This window comes from Mycobacterium sp. PS03-16 (genome assembly GCF_004570325.1).
Taxonomy (GTDB): domain Bacteria; phylum Actinomycetota; class Actinomycetes; order Mycobacteriales; family Mycobacteriaceae; genus Mycobacterium.
In genome coordinates, this window is sequence record NZ_SPQO01000006.1 from 61,716 (window position 1) to 83,433 (window position 21,718).

At 69.8% G+C, this 21,718-nt stretch carries 20 protein-coding genes; 6 read left to right on the forward strand and 14 right to left on the reverse strand.

The annotated features are described in order from the left end of the window. Position 1: 1 nt before the first annotated feature. Genes E4P42_RS07145 through E4P42_RS07155 form a run of 3 tightly spaced genes read right to left on the reverse strand, consistent with a single transcriptional unit; the run spans position 2 to position 3,535 of the window. The gene (locus E4P42_RS07145; protein WP_135124501.1) at positions 2–1,168 is read right to left on the reverse strand and encodes a hypothetical protein; all 1,167 of its coding nucleotides are present in this window, start codon (positions 1,166–1,168) and stop codon (positions 2–4) included. Continuing rightward, positions 1,161–2,279, reverse strand: coding sequence for a glycosyltransferase (locus E4P42_RS07150; RefSeq protein WP_135124503.1), 1,119 nt, complete (start codon positions 2,277–2,279; stop codon positions 1,161–1,163). Before E4P42_RS07150 ends, E4P42_RS07145 begins: the two co-directional genes overlap by 8 nt. Further along, entirely contained in the window at positions 2,276–3,535 is a 1,260-nt protein-coding gene (locus E4P42_RS07155) for a hypothetical protein (RefSeq protein WP_135124505.1), read from the reverse strand. Before E4P42_RS07155 ends, E4P42_RS07150 begins: the two co-directional genes overlap by 4 nt. A gap of 217 nt (positions 3,536–3,752) precedes the next feature. On the opposite strand from E4P42_RS07155, the gene E4P42_RS07160 reads away from it, so the two are divergent. Together E4P42_RS07160 and E4P42_RS07165 are read left to right on the forward strand one after the other, a co-directional pair. Beyond that, a complete protein-coding gene (locus E4P42_RS07160; RefSeq protein WP_135124507.1) occupies positions 3,753–5,720 on the forward strand; it encodes a cellulose biosynthesis cyclic di-GMP-binding regulatory protein BcsB in 1,968 nt (655 codons plus the stop codon). Positions 5,721–5,783: 63 nt separating this feature from the next. Continuing rightward, positions 5,784–6,566: a DUF1542 domain-containing protein gene (locus E4P42_RS07165; RefSeq protein ID WP_135124509.1), complete on the forward strand. Its 783-nt coding sequence runs from the start codon at positions 5,784–5,786 to the stop codon at positions 6,564–6,566. Between the two features lie 8 nt (positions 6,567–6,574). On the opposite strand, the gene E4P42_RS07170 is transcribed toward E4P42_RS07165, so the two are convergent. The 3 genes from E4P42_RS07170 to E4P42_RS07180 are packed head-to-tail and all read right to left on the reverse strand — an operon-like array spanning position 6,575 to position 9,565. Beyond that, a complete protein-coding gene (locus E4P42_RS07170; RefSeq protein WP_135124511.1) occupies positions 6,575–8,218 on the reverse strand; it encodes a Na+/H+ antiporter in 1,644 nt (547 codons plus the stop codon). A 44-nt stretch (positions 8,219–8,262) separates the two neighbouring features. Beyond that, positions 8,263–9,069, reverse strand: coding sequence for an Fpg/Nei family DNA glycosylase (locus E4P42_RS07175; RefSeq protein WP_135124513.1), 807 nt, complete (start codon positions 9,067–9,069; stop codon positions 8,263–8,265). A gap of 16 nt (positions 9,070–9,085) precedes the next feature. Continuing rightward, positions 9,086–9,565, reverse strand: coding sequence for a ribose-5-phosphate isomerase (locus E4P42_RS07180; protein ID WP_209305723.1), 480 nt, complete (start codon positions 9,563–9,565; stop codon positions 9,086–9,088). A gap of 78 nt (positions 9,566–9,643) precedes the next feature. Between E4P42_RS07180 and E4P42_RS07185 the strand changes: the two genes are divergently transcribed. Then, positions 9,644–11,185 (forward strand): molybdopterin-dependent oxidoreductase, encoded by a 1,542-nt coding sequence (locus tag E4P42_RS07185; RefSeq protein ID WP_167759389.1) that lies wholly within the window; start codon positions 9,644–9,646, stop codon positions 11,183–11,185. Here E4P42_RS07185 and E4P42_RS07190 read toward each other — a convergent pair. The 5 genes from E4P42_RS07190 to E4P42_RS07210 all read right to left on the reverse strand — a co-directional run bounded on the left by E4P42_RS07190 (position 11,178) and on the right by E4P42_RS07210 (position 16,564). Further along, positions 11,178–12,137, reverse strand: a complete 960-nt coding sequence (locus tag E4P42_RS07190; RefSeq protein WP_135124519.1) for an isopenicillin N synthase family oxygenase — start codon at positions 12,135–12,137, stop codon at positions 11,178–11,180. The genes E4P42_RS07185 and E4P42_RS07190 overlap by 8 nt on opposite strands. Continuing rightward, positions 12,134–12,580: a nucleoside deaminase gene (locus tag E4P42_RS07195; protein WP_245233918.1), complete on the reverse strand. Its 447-nt coding sequence runs from the start codon at positions 12,578–12,580 to the stop codon at positions 12,134–12,136. Before E4P42_RS07195 ends, E4P42_RS07190 begins: the two co-directional genes overlap by 4 nt. Beyond that, entirely contained in the window at positions 12,577–13,983 is a 1,407-nt protein-coding gene (locus tag E4P42_RS07200; protein WP_135124521.1) for a cytosine permease, read from the reverse strand. Before E4P42_RS07200 ends, E4P42_RS07195 begins: the two co-directional genes overlap by 4 nt. A 67-nt stretch (positions 13,984–14,050) precedes the next feature. Then, positions 14,051–15,865 carry a long-chain fatty acid--CoA ligase gene (locus E4P42_RS07205; RefSeq protein WP_135124523.1) on the reverse strand — a complete coding sequence of 605 codons (1,815 nt, stop codon included), beginning with the start codon at positions 15,863–15,865 and terminating at the stop codon, positions 14,051–14,053. A 90-nt stretch (positions 15,866–15,955) separates the two neighbouring features. After that, positions 15,956–16,564, reverse strand: coding sequence for a DsbA family protein (locus E4P42_RS07210; protein ID WP_135124525.1), 609 nt, complete (start codon positions 16,562–16,564; stop codon positions 15,956–15,958). A gap of 213 nt (positions 16,565–16,777) precedes the next feature. Between E4P42_RS07210 and E4P42_RS07215 the strand changes: the two genes are divergently transcribed. The 3 genes from E4P42_RS07215 to E4P42_RS07225 are packed head-to-tail and all read left to right on the forward strand — an operon-like array spanning position 16,778 to position 20,139. Next, positions 16,778–17,149: a DUF732 domain-containing protein gene (locus E4P42_RS07215; RefSeq protein ID WP_135124527.1), complete on the forward strand. Its 372-nt coding sequence runs from the start codon at positions 16,778–16,780 to the stop codon at positions 17,147–17,149. A gap of 18 nt (positions 17,150–17,167) precedes the next feature. Next, a complete protein-coding gene (gene pepN, locus E4P42_RS07220; RefSeq protein ID WP_135124529.1) occupies positions 17,168–19,765 on the forward strand; it encodes an aminopeptidase N in 2,598 nt (865 codons plus the stop codon). Between the two features lie 23 nt (positions 19,766–19,788). Continuing rightward, on the forward strand, positions 19,789–20,139 hold the full coding sequence (locus tag E4P42_RS07225) for an HNH endonuclease (RefSeq protein ID WP_135124531.1): 351 nt from the start codon (positions 19,789–19,791) through the stop codon (positions 20,137–20,139). Positions 20,140–20,199: 60 nt separating this feature from the next. On the opposite strand, the gene E4P42_RS07230 is transcribed toward E4P42_RS07225, so the two are convergent. The 3 genes from E4P42_RS07230 to E4P42_RS07240 are packed head-to-tail and all read right to left on the reverse strand — an operon-like array spanning position 20,200 to position 21,637. Further along, entirely contained in the window at positions 20,200–20,685 is a 486-nt protein-coding gene (locus E4P42_RS07230; protein ID WP_135124533.1) for a DUF5130 domain-containing protein, read from the reverse strand. Next, positions 20,672–20,959, reverse strand: coding sequence for a hypothetical protein (locus tag E4P42_RS07235; protein ID WP_371286997.1), 288 nt, complete (start codon positions 20,957–20,959; stop codon positions 20,672–20,674). The genes E4P42_RS07230 and E4P42_RS07235 overlap by 14 nt, the downstream gene beginning before the upstream one ends. 24 nt (positions 20,960–20,983) lie before the next feature. Further along, entirely contained in the window at positions 20,984–21,637 is a 654-nt protein-coding gene (locus E4P42_RS07240) for an HNH endonuclease (protein WP_135124535.1), read from the reverse strand. Positions 21,638–21,718 lie beyond the last annotated feature (81 nt).

Here is a 21,718-nt window from a genome sequence, read left to right on the forward strand (position 1 = left end):
GCTAGCCGAACCGCTGACGCAGTCGTCGCGCACCGAAGGTCGCCGCGTAATCCGGCGCCCCCTTGACCGCGGCGTAGTGGTAGACGAGCGCGGTGATCATCTCCGCGGCCACGAAAGCCAGGAAGATCGCGGCGGTGCTGTGCCACACGAACAGCAGGCCGACGCTGATCACCAGGTAGACGATGGTGCTCAGACCGCGGATCCAGAACACCAGCACGGTCTTGCCGGCCTTGCGCAGCGCGGCGAACGGAACGGTCGAGACCAGCATGAACGCTTTCCACAGACAGGCCAGGAGCATCGCGGCGACTCCGACGTCTTGCCACGCGGGACCGAACACCAGGCTGCCGAGGCCGCCGAACGCGGCGATCAGCACCGCGACCATCCCGACCGCGAACACCGCGACGAACGCCTTCAGTTCACCCCGGTGCCCGTGGGCCAGCAGACGGTAACGCCCGTAGGCGAGAATCGGCTCCAAGGCGCCCGCCACGGTGGAGATGACGCGGAACGTGACGGAGGCGGCCGGTCCCACGAGGACCAGCAGCAGTGAGGTGATCGCCGGTTGGACTGCGCCGACCACCGCGGTCTCCGCGGTGACCCAGCCGGATCTGCGAACGTCCGGCGGAAAACCCATCCTGGGCATGGCCTTTCGCGGTCGGTACCGCGCCACCACAGCGAGCAGGGCGCCGATCGCCAACACCCGCACACTGTGCGGACTGCCCTGGTCGGCCATGACCAGCGCGATGAGGCTGGCCACGATCAACGCTCCGGCGGCCGCGCCCTCGTTCTTCCACTCGCCGGTGACCACCCCGATCGAGCGGGTCATGAGCAGACCGGTCATCACCCCGATCGCGCTCGCCATCAGGACGGCCGAGGAGGCGACCGGCGGGCCGAAGACCAGCAATCCGCAGGCGGCGGCGCTCAACAGCACCACCCACGTCGGGAGGCCGAGCTGTCCCTCGGCGTCCGGAGTGGCCAACCTACCCTCGACGATGAAGGCGTTGAACAGCTGCGCGACGTACACGCCGACGGCGAGCGCCAGAGCGAGGAAACCCTGGGTCTCGATCGGCGCGATACGCGCGTAGATGGCGATGAAAACGGCGGGGAAGACGTTCAACGCCAGACCGGCGACCACCTGCACACCGGTCTGCAGATGCCTGCTGTCAGGCACGGCGGTGGGTCGCCAATGTCTGCGCCACCACGTCGGTCATCTTGGCGCGGAACGCTTCCGGGGAGAACTCCTCGGCCCGTGCGCGAATCGACACCGGATCGAAGCGGCGGTCATCGAAGGAGGCGAACGCCTCGGCGAAGTTGGAGACGATCTCGGCGTCACAACGCCCGGTGACGAACGTCCCCGTGACACCGTCGACGACACTGTCGAGGGCGCCGCCGACGCCGAGCGCGATCACCGGGGTGCCGCACGCCATCGCCTCGACCGGGGTGATGCCGAAATCCTCCTCCCCCGGCATGACCATCGCCCTCGCGCGTCGGTACAATTCGCGGAATTCCTCGTCGGAGACCCGGCCGACGAAGGTGACGTCCCCGCCCTCGGCGAGCTGTCGGCATCTGGCAGCTTCTCTGCCGTCCCCGGCGACGATCATCTTGACGCCGGCCGCCACGGCCGCCCGGATGGCGATGTCCGGGCGTTTGTACGCCACCAGCCTCCCGGCCAGCAGGAAGTAGTCACCGCGCGGCGACATCGGGTCGGGTGTGTAATGGTCGATGTTCACCGGTGGGTGCACAACCTGCGCGTCCCGGTTCCAGTGCTCCCTCACCCGCTGCGCCACAGTGGTGCTGTTGGCCACGATGGAGGTGATCCGGGGTGCGGCGGACAGCTCCGTGGCGATCGCCAGCCGGGACAGGGCGTCCAACGCCACGCGGCCGGGCAGCGACGACGCCTCCTCGCGGCGCATCGCCTCGTCCCACGCCCAGCGCGCCGGTGAGTGCACGTAGACGATCGTCGGGATGGCGCCGGCCGCATGAACCGCCGCAGCCGCGAACGCGTGGTGGCTGATCAGGACGGCCTCTGCCGCACCGAAATCCCGCCGCTTCATCCAGCTCGGCACGAGCGGCAGCAACGGCGCATAGGTCCGGTAGCGCGCCGCGCGGTAGGCCGACGAGAGCGGTCCGGTCCGCACCCGGGCGCTGAACGCGGCGGTGACGCGGGGATCGACGATCGGGATGTCGATCGGCGCGTCCGGCCACTGGCGCGCGAACTCGGCGACGACATGTTCTGATCCGGCGATCTCGGTCAAGCGTTCGTGAACGATCGCGACCGTCACTGCATGCTCCGCTCTGCGTCGTCGACGCCCTGCCGCGAGGAATCCTCGGGTTGCCGTTTCTTCCAGTGCGCACCGCCGCCGGGGCGGTGATAGGTGAAGGCTGCGACCACGGGGGCCTGGCTGTCCCCGATCGCGGAGCGCAGGGTCGCCGCCTGCGCCGCGGTGTCGGCGTCGATGCGGGCCACGAGCACGATCCCGGCGGCGGCGGCGATCAGATCGGGGGCGAGCGTCGGGTCGCCGACGACTCCACCGTGGAGCACCCGGGCCGACGGGGCCTGCTCGGCCGCACCGACTTCCAGTAGTGACGCCACCTCGGCGCTGCCCGAGGATGGCGACGCGCCGATGACCAGCACCACGCCGCCCCGGGACCGCGACGGGCACTGCGCGTAGAGAGTGCGGGCAAGGCGGGCCTGCTCGCCGTCGCGATTGTCGGGCGACACCGCGCCGAGGTCCACCGCCGGCACGAGCACGTCATCGACGCTGTCGATCAGTGTCACCGTCATCGCCGCCCGGCCGGACCGCCGCCGCCGCATCAGCACGATCGCCACCGCGGCCGAGCCACCGAGGAGTCCACCGAGCAGCACCCCCACCAGCCACTGTTGGGACGCATCGTCGTTCGGTGTCGGCGGCTGCACGATCAGCAACGTCGAGGCCTCGCTCGCCTGGAGCTCGACGGCCGCCCTGATCCGCCCGAGTTCTTGCATCCTCACGGAGTCGCCGGCACCGGTCTGCTCCCAGCGTGACAGCGCGGCGAGGATGGTTCGAAGTTGCTCGTCAACTCGCTGGGCGAGCTCTTGGCCATACAGGTCGATGGCCACCTGAACGGTGCGGATGGCATCGTCGCGAGATTTGCTGCTATTGCTGATGGTGACCATCGAGGAGTCACCGGCTTGAGCCACATTCAGAATCGCCGGCTCGTCCATCGCCATTTTCTTGGCTACCGCCTGGGCGAAGCCCTCGCCGGACAGATAGGCGATTTCCCCGCCGACGAAATAGCTCGTATTGCCCTGATTGTCGGGGGTGACCTGACTGGCGCCGGCCGCGATCGCGGTCAGATCGGCTGGGTTCTCCAGACGGACAAAGGCTGTCGCCGTCGTATCGGTCCCCATCGCGGCGAGCGACAGCCCCCCGACGAGCGCACCGACACACACGCCGAGCACCGCGGCGGCGAGGAACTTGAGCCGGACAAGACGCGATTCCAGCGAAGAAATCGTCGCGATCGCGGGTGCCGGAACTCTCGACCCATTGGCAGACAACTGTGCGGCACTCCGTCCTGACCCTCGATGCGACCAATATCGTAATGGCCCTGTTGCACTTCGCCGGGCCCGACACAGGTATCCGTGGCGGATCCTAGCCACGCCGGGGCTCAATGCAGCGGGCGGCGCGTCAACTTTCTGCGGCGCGGGTTTGCCGGTAACCTCCGGCGTCCAAGGGGTGATTCGGGAAGCCCGCTGACTCGAGACTGGAGCATCGGTGTCTGTTGGGTTCATCCGCCGGGTCGCCGGCCTGGTGTCGTCGGTGTTGATGGTGGCGGCTCTGGGCGCGCCGGCCGCAGCCCAGGCCGCACCGCTGAACGCCGACCCGGCCGCCGGTTCCGACGTGACGCTGCCGTGGCGGACGCTGGGCCTGCCCGGCGACGTCACGTTGGTCGGCGCGGACGCGAATCAGGACTTCTCGGTGCCCGTACCGAACGGGTTCGCCGCCGTCCGGCTGCGTGGACTGATCCACGCGCCGGTCGACTTCGGCGCGGGCTTCGTGGAGATCTCCGACAGCTCGGGCACATTCCTGGGCACGGTGAATCTTCCCGCTGTCGCGCCGGAGCAGGCGGTGGTGCCCTTCGACATCGACATCTCGCCGGCGCGGGTGCGCACCGCCGAACTCGGGCTGTCATTCGCCGTGCGGGAGGCACCGCGGCCCGCCACCGAACGCTGCGGCCTCGGCGAGCGGGTCCGACTGAGCGACCTCGCCGTGGTGTACGCCGGCATCGAACCCGCGCCGACCACGGTCGCCACTTTCTTTCCCGCTGTGCTGCAACGGCTCACGATCTACGCACCGATCGACGCCGACGACGCCGAGGAGCAGGCGGTGCTCACCCTGGCATCAGCGGTGGCGCGGATGTACCGGCCGCAGTCGCCGGTGATCACCGTGGTCAAACACCCCCGTGGGGCCACGCCCCCGGAAGCACCGCAGTTCACCCGCGCGGTCGTGGTGGAGAACGGCGACGCCGCGCTCAACGTGGTCAACCCGGACCGACCCGACGTCTATCTCGAGCTGAACGGGCGCGGTGACCAGCTGGCCGCGCAGGCGTCGCTGGTGGCCAATCAGCTGCAGTCGCTGGTTCAGGTGCCCGAGGCCCGCGTCGACAAGGCGGGCTCCGACGATGACGCCGGCGTCGACGAGGTGACGTTCGACGACCTGGACATGAGCGGTGAGAGTTCGGTATTGCGGACTTCGACGATGACCGTGGGCGTCGACCGCGCCGCGCTGGGCGCCGGGCGTGTCGAAGGCCTGCGGGTACACCTGCTCGCGACACATACGCCGGTGCAGCCGATGGACTCGGCATCATTGATGGTCAGCGTCAACGGCCGCGCCGTGCACACCACACCGTTGCGTGAGAACGGCCGCGTCGACGCCGTATTCGATGTGCCCGGCGAAGACCTCGACCAGCGGATCAATCTGGAGTTCGATCTCACGTTCAGCCCACGCCAGCTGTGCTCGCCGACCATCGCACCGCTGACATTCGAGCTCGATCCCCAGTCGACGCTGACGATTCAACGCGGCGGTCCGCCCCTCACCGGGTTCGGCGCGCTGCCGTCGGAATTCAGCCCCGAGTTTCTCGTCGCGCTCGACGGCAGCAACCCCAACCAGTTGCACTACGCCACCCGGGTGATCGCCGATATCGCGCGGCTGACCGATACGCCGCTCGTCCCCCGCGTGGTCGATGTCAAGGCCGCGGCCGACGCCCGGATCGGCGCGCTGATCGTGGCCAACGCGGCCACCGTCGACCAGACGTCGATCCGCCCCCCGGTCGGCGGGGAGAGCGCCGAGGTCCAGATCGACCTGGGCGACGAATTGCGGGCCGACATCACCAGCGGGCTGGGCTCCATCCAGGCGTTCGCCGACGAACCACGCGATCGGGCCGTCGTCCTGGTCACCACCAGCGGAGCCTGGACCCTCGTCGAACCGCTCTTCGGCTACATCGACCAGCTGCCGGACGGATGGTCGAGTCTGGACGGCGACGTCCTGGCTGCCGGTGCGGCGGGGGATGTCACGAACCTGTCGATCGGAGCGGACGACACCGCGGCGCCACCTCCGCAGAACTCCACCGACACATCGGTGTGGGTGGCGCTCGGGGCGGGTGCTGCAGTCCTCGCGGCGCTGGCCGTCGCTGCGGCGTGGTTCTGGCGACGTCGCCGCGGGGCGGCCCGCACCCATCCCTGAGGGCCGGCCACCCGGGTTTTTCGCGCACCGCGAAGCCCCCGAACCTGTCGGTACGCTGGACGCATGAACGGCGTTCTGGTGGTCCTGATCATCGTGGTGGTCGCCGCGCTCGCGCTGGCGGTCTACAGCTCGTCCAAGGCGTCGGGGCGGCGGAACGCCGAATCGCTGGACGACGCAAAGGCCGACGCCCGCAGGGTGATCGAACGCCTCGGCGGTCAGGTGCTGAACCTGACCGGGACCGACGACGCGTCCAAGCAGGCGATGGCCGACGCCTCCGAGCGCTACACCGCGGCGGCGTCGCAGATCGATCAGGCGAACTCCGTCCGGCAGGCGCAGCTGGCGAAGGAGAGCGCGATCGAGGGCCTCTACTACGTCCGCGCCGCCCGCACCGCGATGGGCATGGACCCGGGGCCGGAACTCGAGGCGCTGAGCGGTCAGCGGTCGGCGGGCGCGGTCACCGAAGACCGTCGCGTCGAGTTCGAAGGCCGCGAGATCGAGGCGTCGCCCACCCCGTCGCAGCGCACGCCGAACTATTACCCCGGCGGCAACGTCGCGGGCCGGCCGGTGCCGGCCGGCTGGTACTCGGAGCCGTGGTGGAAACCCGCCCTGGTGGCCGGCGCGTGGGGCGTGGGCTCGATGCTGCTGTTCAGCTCGCTCTTCTCCGGGATGGCAGGCACCGGCTACGAGCAGGGCTTCGCGCAAGGCTACGACCAGGGCTTCGGTGAGGGCCAGGACGGCGGCGGCGACTACGGCGGCGACGCGGGTGGCTGGGACGGCGGCGGCGACGGCGGCGGCTGGGGCGACTTCGGCGGCGGCGACTTCGGCGGGGACTTCGGCGGCTTCTAGAGCCGTCGTCAGAACCGGCTCTCCAGCCGCGCCGACACCCCGGCCTCCTGCAGGTCGAGTCGCTCGAGCATGGTCCGCACCGCCTCGTCCTCGATGCGTCCCGCGTCGCGTTCGGCGATCAACGCACTGCGCTGCGCGCACAGCACCTCCCGGTAGAGCGCCGAGAACACTTCCGCGCGCAGGGTGTGTGAATCCGGATCGGGCATCTCGTCGGCGTCCTGTGCGTGCCGGGCGATGGTCTTGCGGATATTGGCCAGGGTCGCCGCGTCCAGTCCCGGCGGCGGATTGTCGGCGAAGCGGGCCAGGATGTCGTCGGCCGCGGTGTGCACCACCTCTTCTGCCTTGCGGGTCTCCTCCTCGTCGAAGTGCTGATCGGCGCCGAAAGACGGCTGCAGCCAACGGATCAGCACCGGCAGCGTCCAACCCTGCAGCAGCAGGGTGCCCACGCTGACCGCGAACGCGATCGCCTGGATGGTGGCGCGTTCGGGAAACGCCTCTCCGTCGACAGTGGTGAGCGGGATCCCCGAGGCGGCGGCCAGCGTGACCACCCCGCGCATCCCCGTCCATGAGACCACCACGTTCTCCTGCCAGGTCAGCCGGCGCCGGTCGACCAGCGCCGACAGTCGTCCGGGTCCCTCACGTCGTCGGCGGTCTCCGCGACCGCTCACCTTGCGGGACAGCACCCCCCGGCTGAACATCAGGAACACACACGCCGGCCGGATCAGCAGCACCACCAGCAGGACGACACCGGAGGCCAGCGCGACCTCCGTCAGCGACTCATGCGCCTCCTGCAGGTCTTCGAGGATGAACCGCAACTGCAGGCCGATGTAGGCGAACACGAACGCCTCGAGCATCACGTCGACCGAGTTCCACACGTACCGCTCCTGCAGCCGGGTCTGATAGCCCGCGTCCAGCGAGCCGTGTCCGACCACGAAGCCGGCGACCACCACCGCGAGCACTCCGGACGCGTGGAGGTGTTCGGCGGAGATGAACGCGGCGAACGGCACCACCAGACCCTGGATGGTCTCCAGGCCGGGGTTGGCGAGCCGGCGGCGGATCCACAGCGTCACGTACCCCAGCGCCGCACCGACCAGCGGCCCCAGCAGTGCGCTGTAGCTGAACAGCAGCACCGGGTTCTCGATGAACGCGCGGCTGCCGGCTACCTGCGCCACCGCGATCGAGAACAGCGCCAGCGCGGCCGCATCGTTGACCAGGCTCTCCCCGGTCAGGATCGCCATCACCTTCTTGGGCAGCCCGAGCCGGCGGCCCACCGCGACCGCGGTCACCGCGTCGGGCGGCGCCACCACCGCGCCGAGGATCAGCGCGGTGCCGAACGTCAGCGACGGCACCAGCCACGACGCGACCCCGGCCACCGCGAACGTGGTGATGACGACCAGTCCGACCCCGAGGCCCAGGATGGGGCGGATGTTGCGCAGGAACGTCGGGAACGAGAAGTTCAGTGCCGCGGAGTACAGCAGCGGCGGCAGCACCACCGACAGCAGCACCTCGGATTGGAGTTCGATGCCTTCGAAGCCCGGCGCGAACGACACCGCGAACCCGACGACGACCAGCACGAGCGCCGGTTCCAGACCGCGACGGTGTGCAAGGGCGGTGACCATGATGGCGCCGACGACGACCAGGATCAGTTCCACCGGCCGATTGTCGCGTCAACGGCGGGCGGGCGCGCGGCTAGGTGTCAGTGTTGGCAGGTGGGGCACCAGAACAGGTTGCGCCCCTCCAGAACCGCGGTGCTGATCGGCGTGTCGCAGATCCGGCACGGCTCACCGGCGCGGCGGTACACGTAGGTGCGGGGCCGGCCCGTGCGGTACGACGGGGCACCGTGGTCGTCCTCGGGCCGGATCGTGACGATCTTGCCCCGCCGCACACCGACTTTCATCAGGTCGACGATGTCGGTCCACATCGCGTCGAACTCGCCGGCCTCGACGTTGGTCCCCAGCCGGTACGGGTCGATGCGGTGCCGGTAGAGCAGTTCGTTGCGGTAGACGTTGCCGACGCCGGCGATCACCGCCTGATCCATCAGCAGCGCACCGACGGGTCGGCGGGACCGGTTCATCCGCGTCCACGCCGGCGCGGGATCGGCGTCTTTACGCAGCGGATCGGGGCCGAGGCGGGCCAGGATGTCGGACACCTGCGCCTCGTCGACCACCTCGCAGGCGGTGGGACCGCGCAGGTCGGTGCCGTACTCGCTGCCGACGATGCGCATCCGCACCTGGCCGACCGGATCCGGCGGCGGGTCCTGTGCGGTGAGCGCGAACTCGTCGAACCGCCCGTACAGGCCCAGGTGCACGTGCACGATGCGGCCGCCGCGGTAGTGGTGGAACAGGTGTTTACCCCATGCGCTGGCCCCGGTGAAGGTGCGTCCGTCGACCATCGCGGCACCCTCGGCGAACCGGCCCTGCGGGCTGAGCACCCGCACCCGTTGTCCCTTGAAGCGCTTCTGATGCAGCCGGGCGAGCCGGTGCAGCGTGTGGCCCTCCGGCATCGCGGCTACGCCCGCATCATGACGCGGCGCCCGGCACCGGGGGCGCGTCGTGGGTGCGCTCGTACTCGGTGAGGATGTCGATACGGCGTTGGTGCCGTTGCGCTTTCGACCACGGCGTGTTGACGAACGCGTCGACGATGGCCAGTGCATCCGCCTCGGAGTGCATGCGGCCGCCGATGCCGATCAGCTGGGCGTTGTTGTGTTCGCGCGCCAGCGACGCGGTCTCGACGCTCCACGCCAGCGCACAGCGGGCACCCGGCACCTTGTTGGCCGCGATCTGTTCGCCGTTGCCCGACCCGCCGAGCACGATGCCCAGGCTGCCCGGGTCGGCGACGGTCTTCTCGGCGGCGGCGATGCAGAACGCCGGGTAGTCGTCGTCGGCGTCGTAGGTAAAGGCCCCGCAGTCGACCGGCTCGTGGCCGGCGCGCTCGAGGTGGGCGATGATGGCCTGCTTCAGTTCGTAGCCGGCGTGGTCAGAGCCGAGGTAGACGCGCATGGCGGCCATTCTGGCAGACGGTGCCCGACGTCAGATTTCGGCAAGGATCCGGCGGGCAGTCCGCACCGAATGCCGGTCATGTTGTCGCCGCGCGCCGCCGCGCTCACCGGGGTCCTGGCCGTCGGGGCCGCGCTGGCCGCGGGCCATCTGCTGGCCGGTGCGGTGCTGGCGCCGGGCGCGTCGCCGCTCTTGGCCGTGGGTGATGCGGCGATCGACCGGACACCGGCGCCGGTCAAGGACTTCGCGATCGCCACGTTCGGCACCGCGGACAAACCCGCGCTGCTCGCCGGGATGGCGGTGACGCTGCTGCTGGCCGGGGTGGGGCTCGGCGTGCTGTCCCGGCGACGCGTCTGGCCCGGGCTGGTGGCCCTCGCCGGACTCGGTGTGCTGGGCGTGCTGGCGGTGCGGGAACAGTCGCCGGCGCCGCTCGGGCTGCTGGCCCCGGCGGGCGCGCTGCTGGCGGGTCTGGCGACGTTCGTGGTTCTGCACCGGTGGGCGGCCCCGACCGCCGGGACGCCGGGGCGGCCACTGACCAGGAGGCGGTTCCTGATCGGTTCGGCCGGGGTGGCGGCCGGTGCGGCGGTCGCCGGGGTGGCCGGGTCGCTGCTGGAGCGTCGCGTCGACGTGGCGGCCTCCCGCGCGGCCATCGGCCCGCTGAGGCCTGCGATTCCGGCGCCACCCATCCCCGCGAGTGCGGCGTTCCCGGAATCGGGCACACCGGAGTTCCTCACCGCCGCCGCCGACTTCTACCGGATCGACATCAACCTGACCGTGCCGCAGGTGCGCGCCGAAGACCATACGCTGTCGATCACCGGGCTGGTCGAGCGCGAACTGCGGCTGAGCTTCGCCGAGATCCGCGCCATGCCGCTGGTCGAGAAGACGATCACGATGACGTGTGTCTCCAACGAGGTCGGCGGACCGTACGTGTCCACGGCGAACTTCCTCGGCGTCCCGCTGCGCGACCTGCTCGACCGGGCGGGCGTGCGGCCGGAGGCCACCCAGCTGATCGGGCGCTCGGTGGACGGCTTCACCGTCGGCACGCCGCTGGACCTGCTGCGCCGCGCGGGTGACAACGCGCTGCTGGTGATCGGCATGAACCGGGAACCGCTGCTGCCCGAGCACGGGTTCCCGATGCGGACGGTGGTGCCCGGGCTGTACGGGTACGTCTCGGCGACCAAGTGGCTCACCGGACTCGAGCTGGCCACCTACGACGTGCAGCCCTACTGGGTGGCACGCGGCTGGGACGGACAACCGCCCGGCGTGGTGCCGATCAAGGTGTCCTCCCGCATCGACGCGCCGGGGTCATTCCAGCAGGTGCCCGGCGGGGCGGTCACGGTGGCGGGTACGGCGTGGGCGCAGGGCCGGGGCATCAGCCGGGTCGAGGTGCGATTCGACGACGGCCCCTGGGAGACAGCCGACCTCGCCACCGAGGTGAATCCCTACACGTGGCGGATGTTCCGGCTGACGAAGCGGCTGCCGGCGGGCCCGCACCGTGTCACGTGCCGGGCCACCGACGGCGCCGGGTTCACCCAGCCCGAGGAACGGCTGCGACTCATCAATCCCGGTCCGGTGCCGGACGGATCGACGGGGTGGCACTCGATCGTGTTCACCGTCAACTGACGGTGATCGCGTCCAACCGCTCCTTGATGAAGTCCGACGACGTGACCGGATCCAGGTCCGCCACCTTGCCGACCGGCGGCGCCAGCGGGGTGACGACGGCGTCGTGATTGGCCTCGTAGAAGTAGATCAGCGAGACCAGGTCCTCCTCCGGCGCCTCCGGTTGCGGCGGCAGCACCCGGTGCCTGCCTGACGGCCACCGCCGTCCGCTCCAATACTCGAGCAGATCCCCGATGTTCACGGTCAGCGCGTCCGGCCGGTAGGGCGCATCCGCCCAGCCGGCCTCGTCCGAATACACCTGCAGCCCACCGGCTCCTGGCTCACGGTCCAGGATCGTCACGGTGCCGAAGTCGGTGTGGGGACCGATGCGGAACTGCCCCTCCTCCGGTTCCCCGACGACGCTGACCGGCGGGTAGTGGTTGATGTTCATCGTCCACGTCGGCCGGTCGGCGAGCTGGGTGAAAGGGTTGTCCGGCAGGTGCAGGGCGTGGGCGAACAGCGCGAGCAGTTCGTCGGACACCCGGCGCATCTCGGTGGTGTAGGCCGTGACGAGCCGTTGCAGCTCGGGCACCTCGGACGGCCAGACGTTGGGTGCGAACCAGATTCGGTCCACCTCCCGGTCGCCGGTCACCGTCTCGGCGCCCAGGCTGTAGCTCTCCTTGAGGTCGGGCGGCGTCTCGGTGCCCTCGGCGAAGGCGTTGGCCTCGGCGCCGGGACCGATCCAGCCGTGCCCGCCGACCGGCACCGAGTAGCGCCGCTTGACGGAGTCGGGCAGCGCGAAGAACGCGCGCGCGGCGGCTCGCACGTCGGCGGCCAGGGCGGGGTCCACACCGTGGCCGGTGACCAGGACGAAGCCGGCGCGCTGCAGCCCGGCGTCGACCTCGGCCGCCACCGCGTCGGCCTCGACTCCCCCGGCGCGCCACCGGGTCAGGTCGATGGTGGCGATCACGCTCATTCCGCGACTCCTATGTCCTCGTTCCACAGTGCCGGCTCGGCGGCGATGAAGTCGGTCATCATCGATATGCAGCGCTCGTCGTCGAGGACGGTGACGTCCACGCCGTGCTCGGCCAGCCAGTCGTGGCCGCCGCTGAAGGTCCGGCTCTCGCCGATCACCACCGCACCGATGTTGAACTGGCGCACCAGCCCACTGCAGTACCAGCACGGTGACAGCGTGGTCACCATGATCGTCGAGCGGTAGTCCCGCTGGCGGCCGGCGTTGCGGAATGCGTCGGTCTCGGCGTGCACCGAGGGGTCGTCGTTCTGCACACGGCGGTTGTGCCCGCTGCCGAGCAGCGTCCCGTCGGCGCCGAACAGGGCGGCCCCGATGGGGATTCCACCTTCGGCCAGGCCCTGCCGGGCTTCGCCGTAGGCCACCTCGAGCATCTGGGCGGCGGTCACAGGAGGCTGCTGTCGGTACGGATCTTGTTGCGGCACAGCACAAGGTAACACCCGGCGGCGAGTACGAAGCCGATGAAGAAGCCGATGTCGCCGAGTTCGGGCACCGCCCGGACCACATACCCCACGAACAGCTCCTGGTTGCAGAACAGCAGCACCGAGACCACCAGACCGATCAGGAACGACAGCAGCCCCGGCCAGTTGGAGTGGGTGCGGTCGTAGAGCAGCCCGTCGACCCGCTGACCGCGGCGCAGGTACTGGTCGGCGAAGATGACGCCCAGCCACGGGCCGACCCAGTACGCGATGACGAACAGGAAGCTCTTGTAGCTGGTCGCGGCGTCGGCCAGGGCCCACCAGGCGATCAGGAAGCCGGCCACCCCGAAGAACACCGTGGCCAGCGCCCGCGCGATGTGGGCAGGCAGCTTGACGCCGGTGGTGACGAAGGCCATCCCGGCCGAATACACGTTGATCGCGTTGGCCGCGATGGCTCCGACGGTGATGGCCAGCAGGGTGCCCGCGGCCAGCCAGGCGGGCAGCGAGCTGGTGAAGGCATCGGTCGGGTTGCCGGTCGCGGCCGTGACGATCGTGACCGACGCCGCGCCGACGACGGCGAGAATGGTGCAGGCCGAGAACAGTCCGGCGGCGGCGAACAGGCCGGTGCGCACCGGGGAGACCGTCCGCGGCAGGTAGCGGCTGAAGTCCGCGGCGTACGGCGCCCACCCGGCCACGTACCCGAACGTGGTGCCCACCGTCAGCAGGAAGCCGCCCAGCCCGCCGACACCGCCCTCGACCGCCGGGGCTCCGAGATCGGCGTTGGCCATGATGACCACCGAGGTGATCGCGAAGATCACCGCGAGCACCGGGAACGCCCACCGCTCGAAGGCCTGCACCAGGTTGTGCCCGAAAAACGCCAACGCGGTCTGGATGACGACCACCAGCACCAGGGCGAACAGCGGGCCGATGCCGAACAGCGTCGAGAGCGCGAACGCACCGCTGACACTGTTGGTGGCGAACCAGCCGACCCCGGCGGTGATCGCCATCAGCACCGAGGGCAACGCGTTGCCACGGAAGCCGAACGGCAGCCGCCCGACCACCATCTGCGGCACACCGAGTCGCGGGCCGCGCGCGGACAGGAAGTAGTGCGCGAGCGCGCCGAGCCCGGCGCCCACGACGACGCCGGCGGTCGCCTGCCAGAACGTCATGCCGAAGTACGAGACCGCGAGCACCCCGAGGAAGATCGTGGCGAACTCGAGGTTCGGCGACGCCCACGTCCAGAGCAGCTGGCGCGGCGTGCCGTGCCGGTCGGCGTCGGCGATGGCTTCGTTACCGCCGGGCTCCACGGCGACGATCTTGTCGCGGTAGGTGCCGTCGGTGCGCGCGGAGGGTTCGGCGACAGTCACCGTCATACCTTGTGGCCGAACCACATCCGCCGCAACCGGGGTAACAAACCGGAAACACGGGCGGCGTCGTTCGTTACGAGTAGAACGAGTCCAGCAGGCTCTTCTGGTTCTCCTCGACCACCGATCGCTTGACCTTCAGCGACGGCGTGAGTTCGTTGTTCTCGATCGACAGGTCGTGGTCGAGGATCTCCCACTTCTTGATCGTCTCCCAGCGATTCAGCTCGGAGTTCAACCGATCGATGTACTCGCCGACCATCTCCCGCACCCGGTCCGACTTCACCAGCTCCGCGTACGACGTACCGCCCAGCCCGTTCTCGTCAGCCCACCCCGCGATGGCGTCGGGATCCAGCGTCAACAGCGCCACGCAGAAGTTCCGCGACTCGCCGAAGACCAGCATGTGACCGGCGTACGGGCACAGCGCCATGAACCGGCCCTCGATGGCCGGTGGCGCGACGTATTTGCCCCCGGACGTCTTGAACAGATCCTTGATCCGGCCGGTGATCGTGAGGAAGCCGTCGTCGTCGACCTGCCCCTTGTCACCGGTGCGCAGCCAGCCGTCGTCGGTCAGCGTCTCGGCCGTCTTGTCGGGCAGGTTGTGATAGCCGTCCATCACGCACGGCCCCTTGATCTGGACCTCGCCGTCCTCGCTGATCCGCACCTCGGATCCGTCGAACACCTGCCCGACGGTTCCGAGCTTGTAGTGCTCCAGTCGGTTGATGAACGCGCCGGCCGCGGTCTCGGTCAGCCCGTACCCCTCGAGGATGAGCAGCCCGGCGGCGTGGAACCACTCGGCGATGTCGCTGTTCAACGGCGCTGACCCCGAGATCATGAACCGGATGCGGCCCCCGAAGACCGAACGCACCTTGCTGAACACCAGGCGGTCGAACAGTCCGTGCGCGAGCTTCAGGTGTGGCGGCACCGGCTTCCCCGCCCGCCGCAACCTGCTGACCTGACGGCCCACCGCGAACGCGGCGTTGAACAGCTTCTCCTTGGCGCCGTGCTGGGAGGTGACGACCTTGGCGTGGGCCTTCTCGAAAATGCGCGGTGCGGCGCCCATGAACGTCGGTTTGACCGTGCCCATGTTCGCGACGATCTGGTCCACCCGGCCGTCGATGGCGCTGGCGAAGCCGCAGGCGAGCTGGGCGGAGATCAGCACCTTGCCGAAGGCGTGCGCCAGGGGCAGCCACAGCAGCTGCAGGTCGTCCTCGCCGAGGATGTCGAAACCGGCGATCGTCTGGCCCTCGTACACCCAGGCCCGGTGCGGCAACCGCACACCCTTCGGCTTCCCGGTGGTTCCCGAGGTGTAGATCAGCGTGGCCAGCTGATCTGTGGTGATGGTGTCGGCACGGTCACGCACCGACGACGGATTCGACCGCAGGTGGTCGCGGCCGAGTTGGATGACGTCGGCCAGCGTCGTCACCCACTCGCCGTCCCCGGCGCCGTCGAACAGCACCACCTTGTCCAGGTTCGGCAGCTCCTCGCGACGTTCCCGCAGCTTGTCCAGTTGGGCGGTGTCCTCGGCGAACACGACGCGTGACTCGGAGTCGCCGAGGATGTAGGCGGTGTCCGCGGCGTTGGTCGTCGGGTACACCGTCGTGGTCGCGCCGCCGGCGCACATGATCGCCAGGTCGGCCAGGATCCACTCGTAACGGGTGCTCGAGGCGATCGCGACCCGCTGTTCGGGCTCGATGCCCAGGGCCAGCAGACCGGCCGCCAGCGCCTCGACCTCCTCGGCGGCCTGCTGCCACGTCAGCGATTGCCAGGCACCACCGTCGAGGCGCCGGAACGCCTCGCGCTGGGCGGACTTCTCCACCCGGTCGAAGAACATCCTGGCGACGCTGGGCTGTGCCGTGGCGGCCTCGGGGCTGTGGGTGCTGTCGACAGACATCGGCGACTCCGGTGCGTAGGGGGCGACGGCACCCGGCAGTGCCGTCGAGTGACCCCTTAGTACCCCATACCGCGGGTCACGCGCACCCGTTCAGTCGAACGACGGCGACTCCGTGCGGGTCCGCTTCAGTTCCCAGAAGTGCGGATACGACGCGAACGTGACCGAGGCGTCCCACAGCTTGCCGGCCTCTTCGCCGCGCGGGATCTTCGACAGCACCGGCCCGAAGAACGCGACGCCGTTGACGTGGATCGTGGGGGTGCCGACGTCCTCGCCGACCGGGTCCATGCCGCGATGGTGGCTGGCACGCAGCGCCTCGTCGTACTCGGTGGAGGTCGCGGCCTCGGCGAGTTCGGCGGGCAGGCCGACCTCGGCCAGCGATTCGGCGATCACCACCGAGAAGTCCTCGACGCCGTTGTTGTGGATGCGGGTGCCCATGGCGGTGTAGAGCGGGGCGAGCACCTCGGGACCCTTGGCCTGTTCGGCGGCGATCGCGACGCGCACCGGACCCCATGCCTTCTTCATCGCCTCCTGGTATTCCTCGGGCAGGTCGCGGCCCTCGTTGAGCACCGCGAGGCTCATCACGTGGAAGCTCACCTCGACGTCGCGGACCTTCTCGACCTCGAGGATCCAGCGAGAGGTGATCCAGCACCATGGGCACAGCGGGTCGAACCAGAAATCGGCCTTCGACTTCTCGGCCATCGGCGAGGTCCTTTCGTCAGCGGGGGCGCACTACCGTTCAGCACAACTTCGCTTCCCCGTGGAGTGTTCCCGGACGGCGCGGGTTCCATAGCGTCCCGGCCGATGGCATCCACCCGGGGACACGCATAGTGCGCGAACGGTGACCGGACCGTGTTGTTGCTGTGACAGAAGTCAACCAGTGTTGCTCGGGTACCCGGAACCGAGGAGCTCTCCATGACCGCAACAGCACGATCCGGGTGGGCGCTCGCCGCCGTCGCCGCCCTGACCGCAGGCACCATCGCGCTGGCCCCCGCCGCCGCGGCCGATCCGATCGACGACGCCTTCCTCTCGGCGCTCAACCGCGCCGGCGTGCAGTACGGCAATCCCGTCGACGCGGTCGCGCTGGGCAAGCGGCTGTGCCCGATGCTGGTCGAACCCGGCAAGGACTTCGCGAAGGTGGTGGCGACCGTCCGCAACGACGGTGTCCCGCCCGAGGTGGCGGCTTTCTTCGCCGGCATCGCGATCCAGATGTACTGCCCGTCGATGATGTCCTCGATCGGCAACGGCACGTTCCTGCGCTGGCTGCAGACGACGCGGTTGCCCTAGCCCGATAGGTTGGACGGCGTGGCACTTCCGAACCTCACCCGTGACCAGGCCGTCGAGCGCGCCGCGCTGATCACCGTCGACAACTACCGCATCGACCTCGACCTCACCGATGGATCCGGCGCGCCGGGTGAGACGACGTTCCATTCGGTGACCACGGTGACCTTCGAGGCGCTCGCCGGTGCGGACAGCCACATCGACATCGCCGCGGACACCATCCGCTCGGCGACTCTCAACGGCCACGACATCGACGTGTCCGGCTACGACGAGTCGACCGGCATCCCGCTGACCGGGTTGACCGAGCGCAACGTCCTGGTCGTCGACGCGGACTGCCGCTATTCGAACACCGGTGAGGGTCTGCATCGCTTCGTCGACCCGGTCGACGGCGAGGTGTACCTGTACTCGCAGTTCGAGACCGCCGATGCCAAGCGCATGTTCGCCTGCTTCGACCAGCCCGACCTCAAGGCGACGTTCGACGTCACGGTCACCGCGCCGGCGCACTGGGAGGTGGTGTCCAACGGCGCGCTGGAGGGCAGCCGCGACAACGCCGCCTCGTCGGCCCCGACCAAGACCCACGTCTTCGTGACCACCCCGCGGATGAGCACCTATCTGGTGGCGCTGATCGCCGGGCCCTACGCCCGCTGGGACGACCTGTACCGCGACGAGCACGGCGAGATCCCGCTGGGCCTGTTCTGCCGGCGCTCGCTGGCCGAATTCATGGACGACGACCGGCTGTTCACCGAGACCAAGCAGGGTTTCACGTTCTACCACAACAACTTCGGGGTGCCGTATGCGTTCGGCAAGTACGACCAGCTGTTCGTGCCGGAGTTCAACGCCGGCGCGATGGAGAACGCCGGCGCGGTGACGTTCCTGGAGGACTACGTCTTCCGCAGCAAGGTCACCCGCGCGTCCTACGAGCGGCGCGCCGAGACCGTGCTGCACGAGATGGCGCACATGTGGTTCGGCGACCTGGTGACCATGCAGTGGTGGGACGACCTGTGGCTCAACGAGTCGTTCGCGACGTTCGCCTCGGTGCTGTGTCAGGCCGAGGCCACCGAGTACACCGAGGCGTGGACCACCTTCGCCAACGTGGAGAAGTCCTGGGCCTATCGGCAGGACCAGCTGCCGTCGACCCACCCGGTGGCCGCCGACATCCCCGATCTGGCCGCCGTCGAGGTCAACTTCGACGGCATCACCTACGCCAAGGGCGCCAGCGTGCTCAAGCAGCTGGTGGCCTATGTGGGCCTCGAGGAGTTCCTCGCCGGCCTGCGCGACTACTTCCGCGACCACGCGTTCGCCAATGCGACGTTCGGTGACCTGCTCGGGGCGCTGGAGAAGGCGTCGGGCCGCGACCTGTCCGGGTGGGGCAGGCAGTGGCTCAAGACCACCGGGCTGAACACGCTGCGCGCCGACTTCGACGTCGACGCCGACGGCCGCTTCACCCGTTTCGCGATCACCCAGAGCGGGGCCGCACCCGGCGCCGGTGAGACCCGGGTGCACCGCCTCGCGGTCGGTGTGTACGACGACGACCCGGCGACGGGCAAGCTGGTGCGGGTGCACCGCGAGGAACTCGACGTCGAGGGTGACGTCACCGAAGTGCCCGGGCTGCACGGCGTTTCGCGCGGTAAGCTGGTGCTGGTCAACGACGACGACCTGACCTACTGCGCGCTTCGGCTCGATCCGGACTCGCTGCAGACCGTGCTCACCCGCATCGCCGACATCGCCGAACCGCTCCCCCGCACGCTGGCCTGGTCGGCGGCGTGGGAGATGACCCGGGAGGCCGAGCTCATGGCCCGCGACTTCGTCGCGCTGGTGATGAGTGGTATCCAGGCCGAGACCGAGGTCGGTGTCGCGCAGCGGCTGCTGCTGCAGGCGCAGACGGCGCTGAACTCCTACGCCGATCCGGAATGGGCGCAGTCGGCGGGGTGGCCGTCGTTCTGCGACCGGTTGCTCGACCTGGCGCGCGAATCGGCTCCCGGATCCGACCACCAGTTGGCGTTCGTCAACGCGCTGTGCGCGTCGGTGGTGTCGCGCAACCACGTCGCGGTGCTGGCGACGCTCCTCGACAACGAGCCCGCCGAGGTGAATCTCGCCGGACTGGTCCTCGACACCGATCTGCGGTGGCGCATCGTCACCGCGCTGGCCCGGTCCGGTGACATCGACGCCGACGGACCGCAGACGCCGTTCATCGACGCCGAGGCGCAGCGCGATCCCACGGCCGCCGGCCGGCGTCACGCCGCCGCCGCGGCGGCCGCCCGCCCGCAGCCCGCGGTCAAAGAGACCGCGTGGCAGCAGGTGATCGAGGACGACACGCTCGCCAACATCACCACCCGCGCCATCGTCGGCGGGTTCGTCCAGCCCGGTCAGCAGGCGCTGCTCGCCCCGTTCACCGAGAAGTACTTCGCGTCGATCTCCGGCGTGTGGGAGCGCCGCTCCAGTGAGGTCGCCCAGACCGTGGTCATCGGCCTGTACCCGTCGTGGGACATCAGCGAGGACGGGTTGGCGGCCGCGGACCGCTTCCTGGCCGGTGACGTGCCGCCGGCGCTGCGCCGACTGGTGCTCGAGGGCCGCGCCGGCGTCGAACGGTCGCTGCGGGCGCGTCGCTTCGACATCTCCTAGCCCGACGCTGCCATGCTGTCCCGGTGGCGGTCAGTCGAACGCGCAGGGCCCGCGCGGCCCGTCGGCGCAAACGCCGGATGGATCTGGCGGACAACGATCTGACCGCCGGGCAGTGGGCGGCGCTCAAACAGGCGTGGCAGGGCTGCGCCTACTGCGGCGCGACCGACCGACCGCTGCAGAAGGACTGCGTCATGGCGATCTCCCGAGGCGGGCGCTACACCGTCGACAACGTGGTGCCTGCGTGCGCGTCGTGCAACACCAGCAAGTGCAATGACGAGGTCACCGGTTGGCTGCGCCGCAGGCGGCTCGACGAGCGCCGGTTCCTCGAGCGCTACGTCGAGATCCGCCGGATGCTGGCGGCCGTCGAGGCATGACAGAGCGCCCATGGTCGTCGATCCGCGTGGATCACGACCATGGGCGCTGGGTCACGAGACTCAGTGCGGCGAGACGCCCGCGCTCATCACCCGCACGGCGCTGACCAGACCGTCGATCAGATTGCCCTCTTTGAACGCCGCGGCGGCCGCCGAGACGCCGAGCGGTGCGACCTGCTCGATGCCGCGGCCCTTGACGTCGACGCCGTAGACCACCTCGATGGCGTGCTGTTCCGGGGAGACCGCCAGCAGTACGGCGTTGCTGGGGGTGGGCACCTTGGACAGGATCTCGCGCGCCGTGGCGGCGGTGTCGGCGCCCAGGTCCCCGATGTAGACCGCGAACCGTGCCTTGGCCGCCCGCGAGCCGTACTTGAGGGCGTCGTCGAGGACGACGAGGTCCTTGGTGGGGAACGGGTAGTCGACCGACAGCGCGCCGGGTTCGGTGACGCCGGAGAGCCGCCCGCTGGTGGTGATCGCCCAACCGCGGGGCAGGTCCGCCCGCTCGAGAGCGGCCCGGTGTCCGGTGACCGCTACTTCACCACTTGCCACTTGCGCCGCCTCCAATCGTCACGGGGTGTGTTCCGTGTTCACCGACGTTGCCGCCGTGCGCGGCGGACTCACCGCTGAAGCTGCGCCCGGTCGCGGCCGTGTGGTGCCCGGAGGGCTCCTCGGCCGCCCACAGGATCGGTGCGTGCCGCCACGGCTCGCTCATCTTGTAGCTGGCGGGGTGCGGGCCCTTCGTACGGAAGATCCACAGCGCGAGAACCGCGGCCAGCCCCAACGGCACGAGGACGAAGAGGGAATGCAGAACGGGGGTCACGATTGCAAACCGTATCCCACCGCGCTCTCAGGCCGCGCCCTCACCCAGGTATCTCACCCAGGCCGGGTCGAGTTCCTTGACCGACGACAGCAGCCGCCAGTGCTGCCCCTTCGGGGGCAGCGGCACCGAGCGCAGCGTCCACCCCAGATCGGACAGCAGATGGTCGGCCTTGCGGTGGTTGCACGGCGCGCACGCGGCCACGCAGTTCTCCCACGAGTGGGCGCCGCCGCGGCTGCGGGGCACCACGTGGTCGACGGTGTCGGCCTTGGCGCCGCAGTACGCGCAGCGGAACCGGTCGCGGTGCATCAGCGCCGCGCGCGTCATCGGGATCCGGGCCCGGTAGGGCACCCGAACGAACGTCCGCAACCGGATCACCGACGGCACGGTGATGCTGCGGGTGGCGGAGTGGATCACCGGCCCGCCCGGATCGTCGTGGACCACGTCGGCCTTCCCGCACATCAGCATGATCACGGCCCGGCGCATCGGCAGCGCGGTGAGCGGCTCGTAGGTCGAATTGAGCAGCAGCACCCGGCGCCGGCCCCACAGGGAGGCCTCATGGACCGGCGCGGCGGGCTCGAGGGTGTGCAGGACGCGCGGTGACGCCGCGGGACCCGGGGGGCCGGCCGCGGCCGCACGCTTGTGACCCGCCGGGTTCGACGGGCTCTTCTTGCGATGCGCCATACGTCCTCCGAGCGACAGTCCACCACGGATCGGCGACGATCGCACGACAATTCGGGCTGTGTTCGCAGGTCAGTCCCGTGA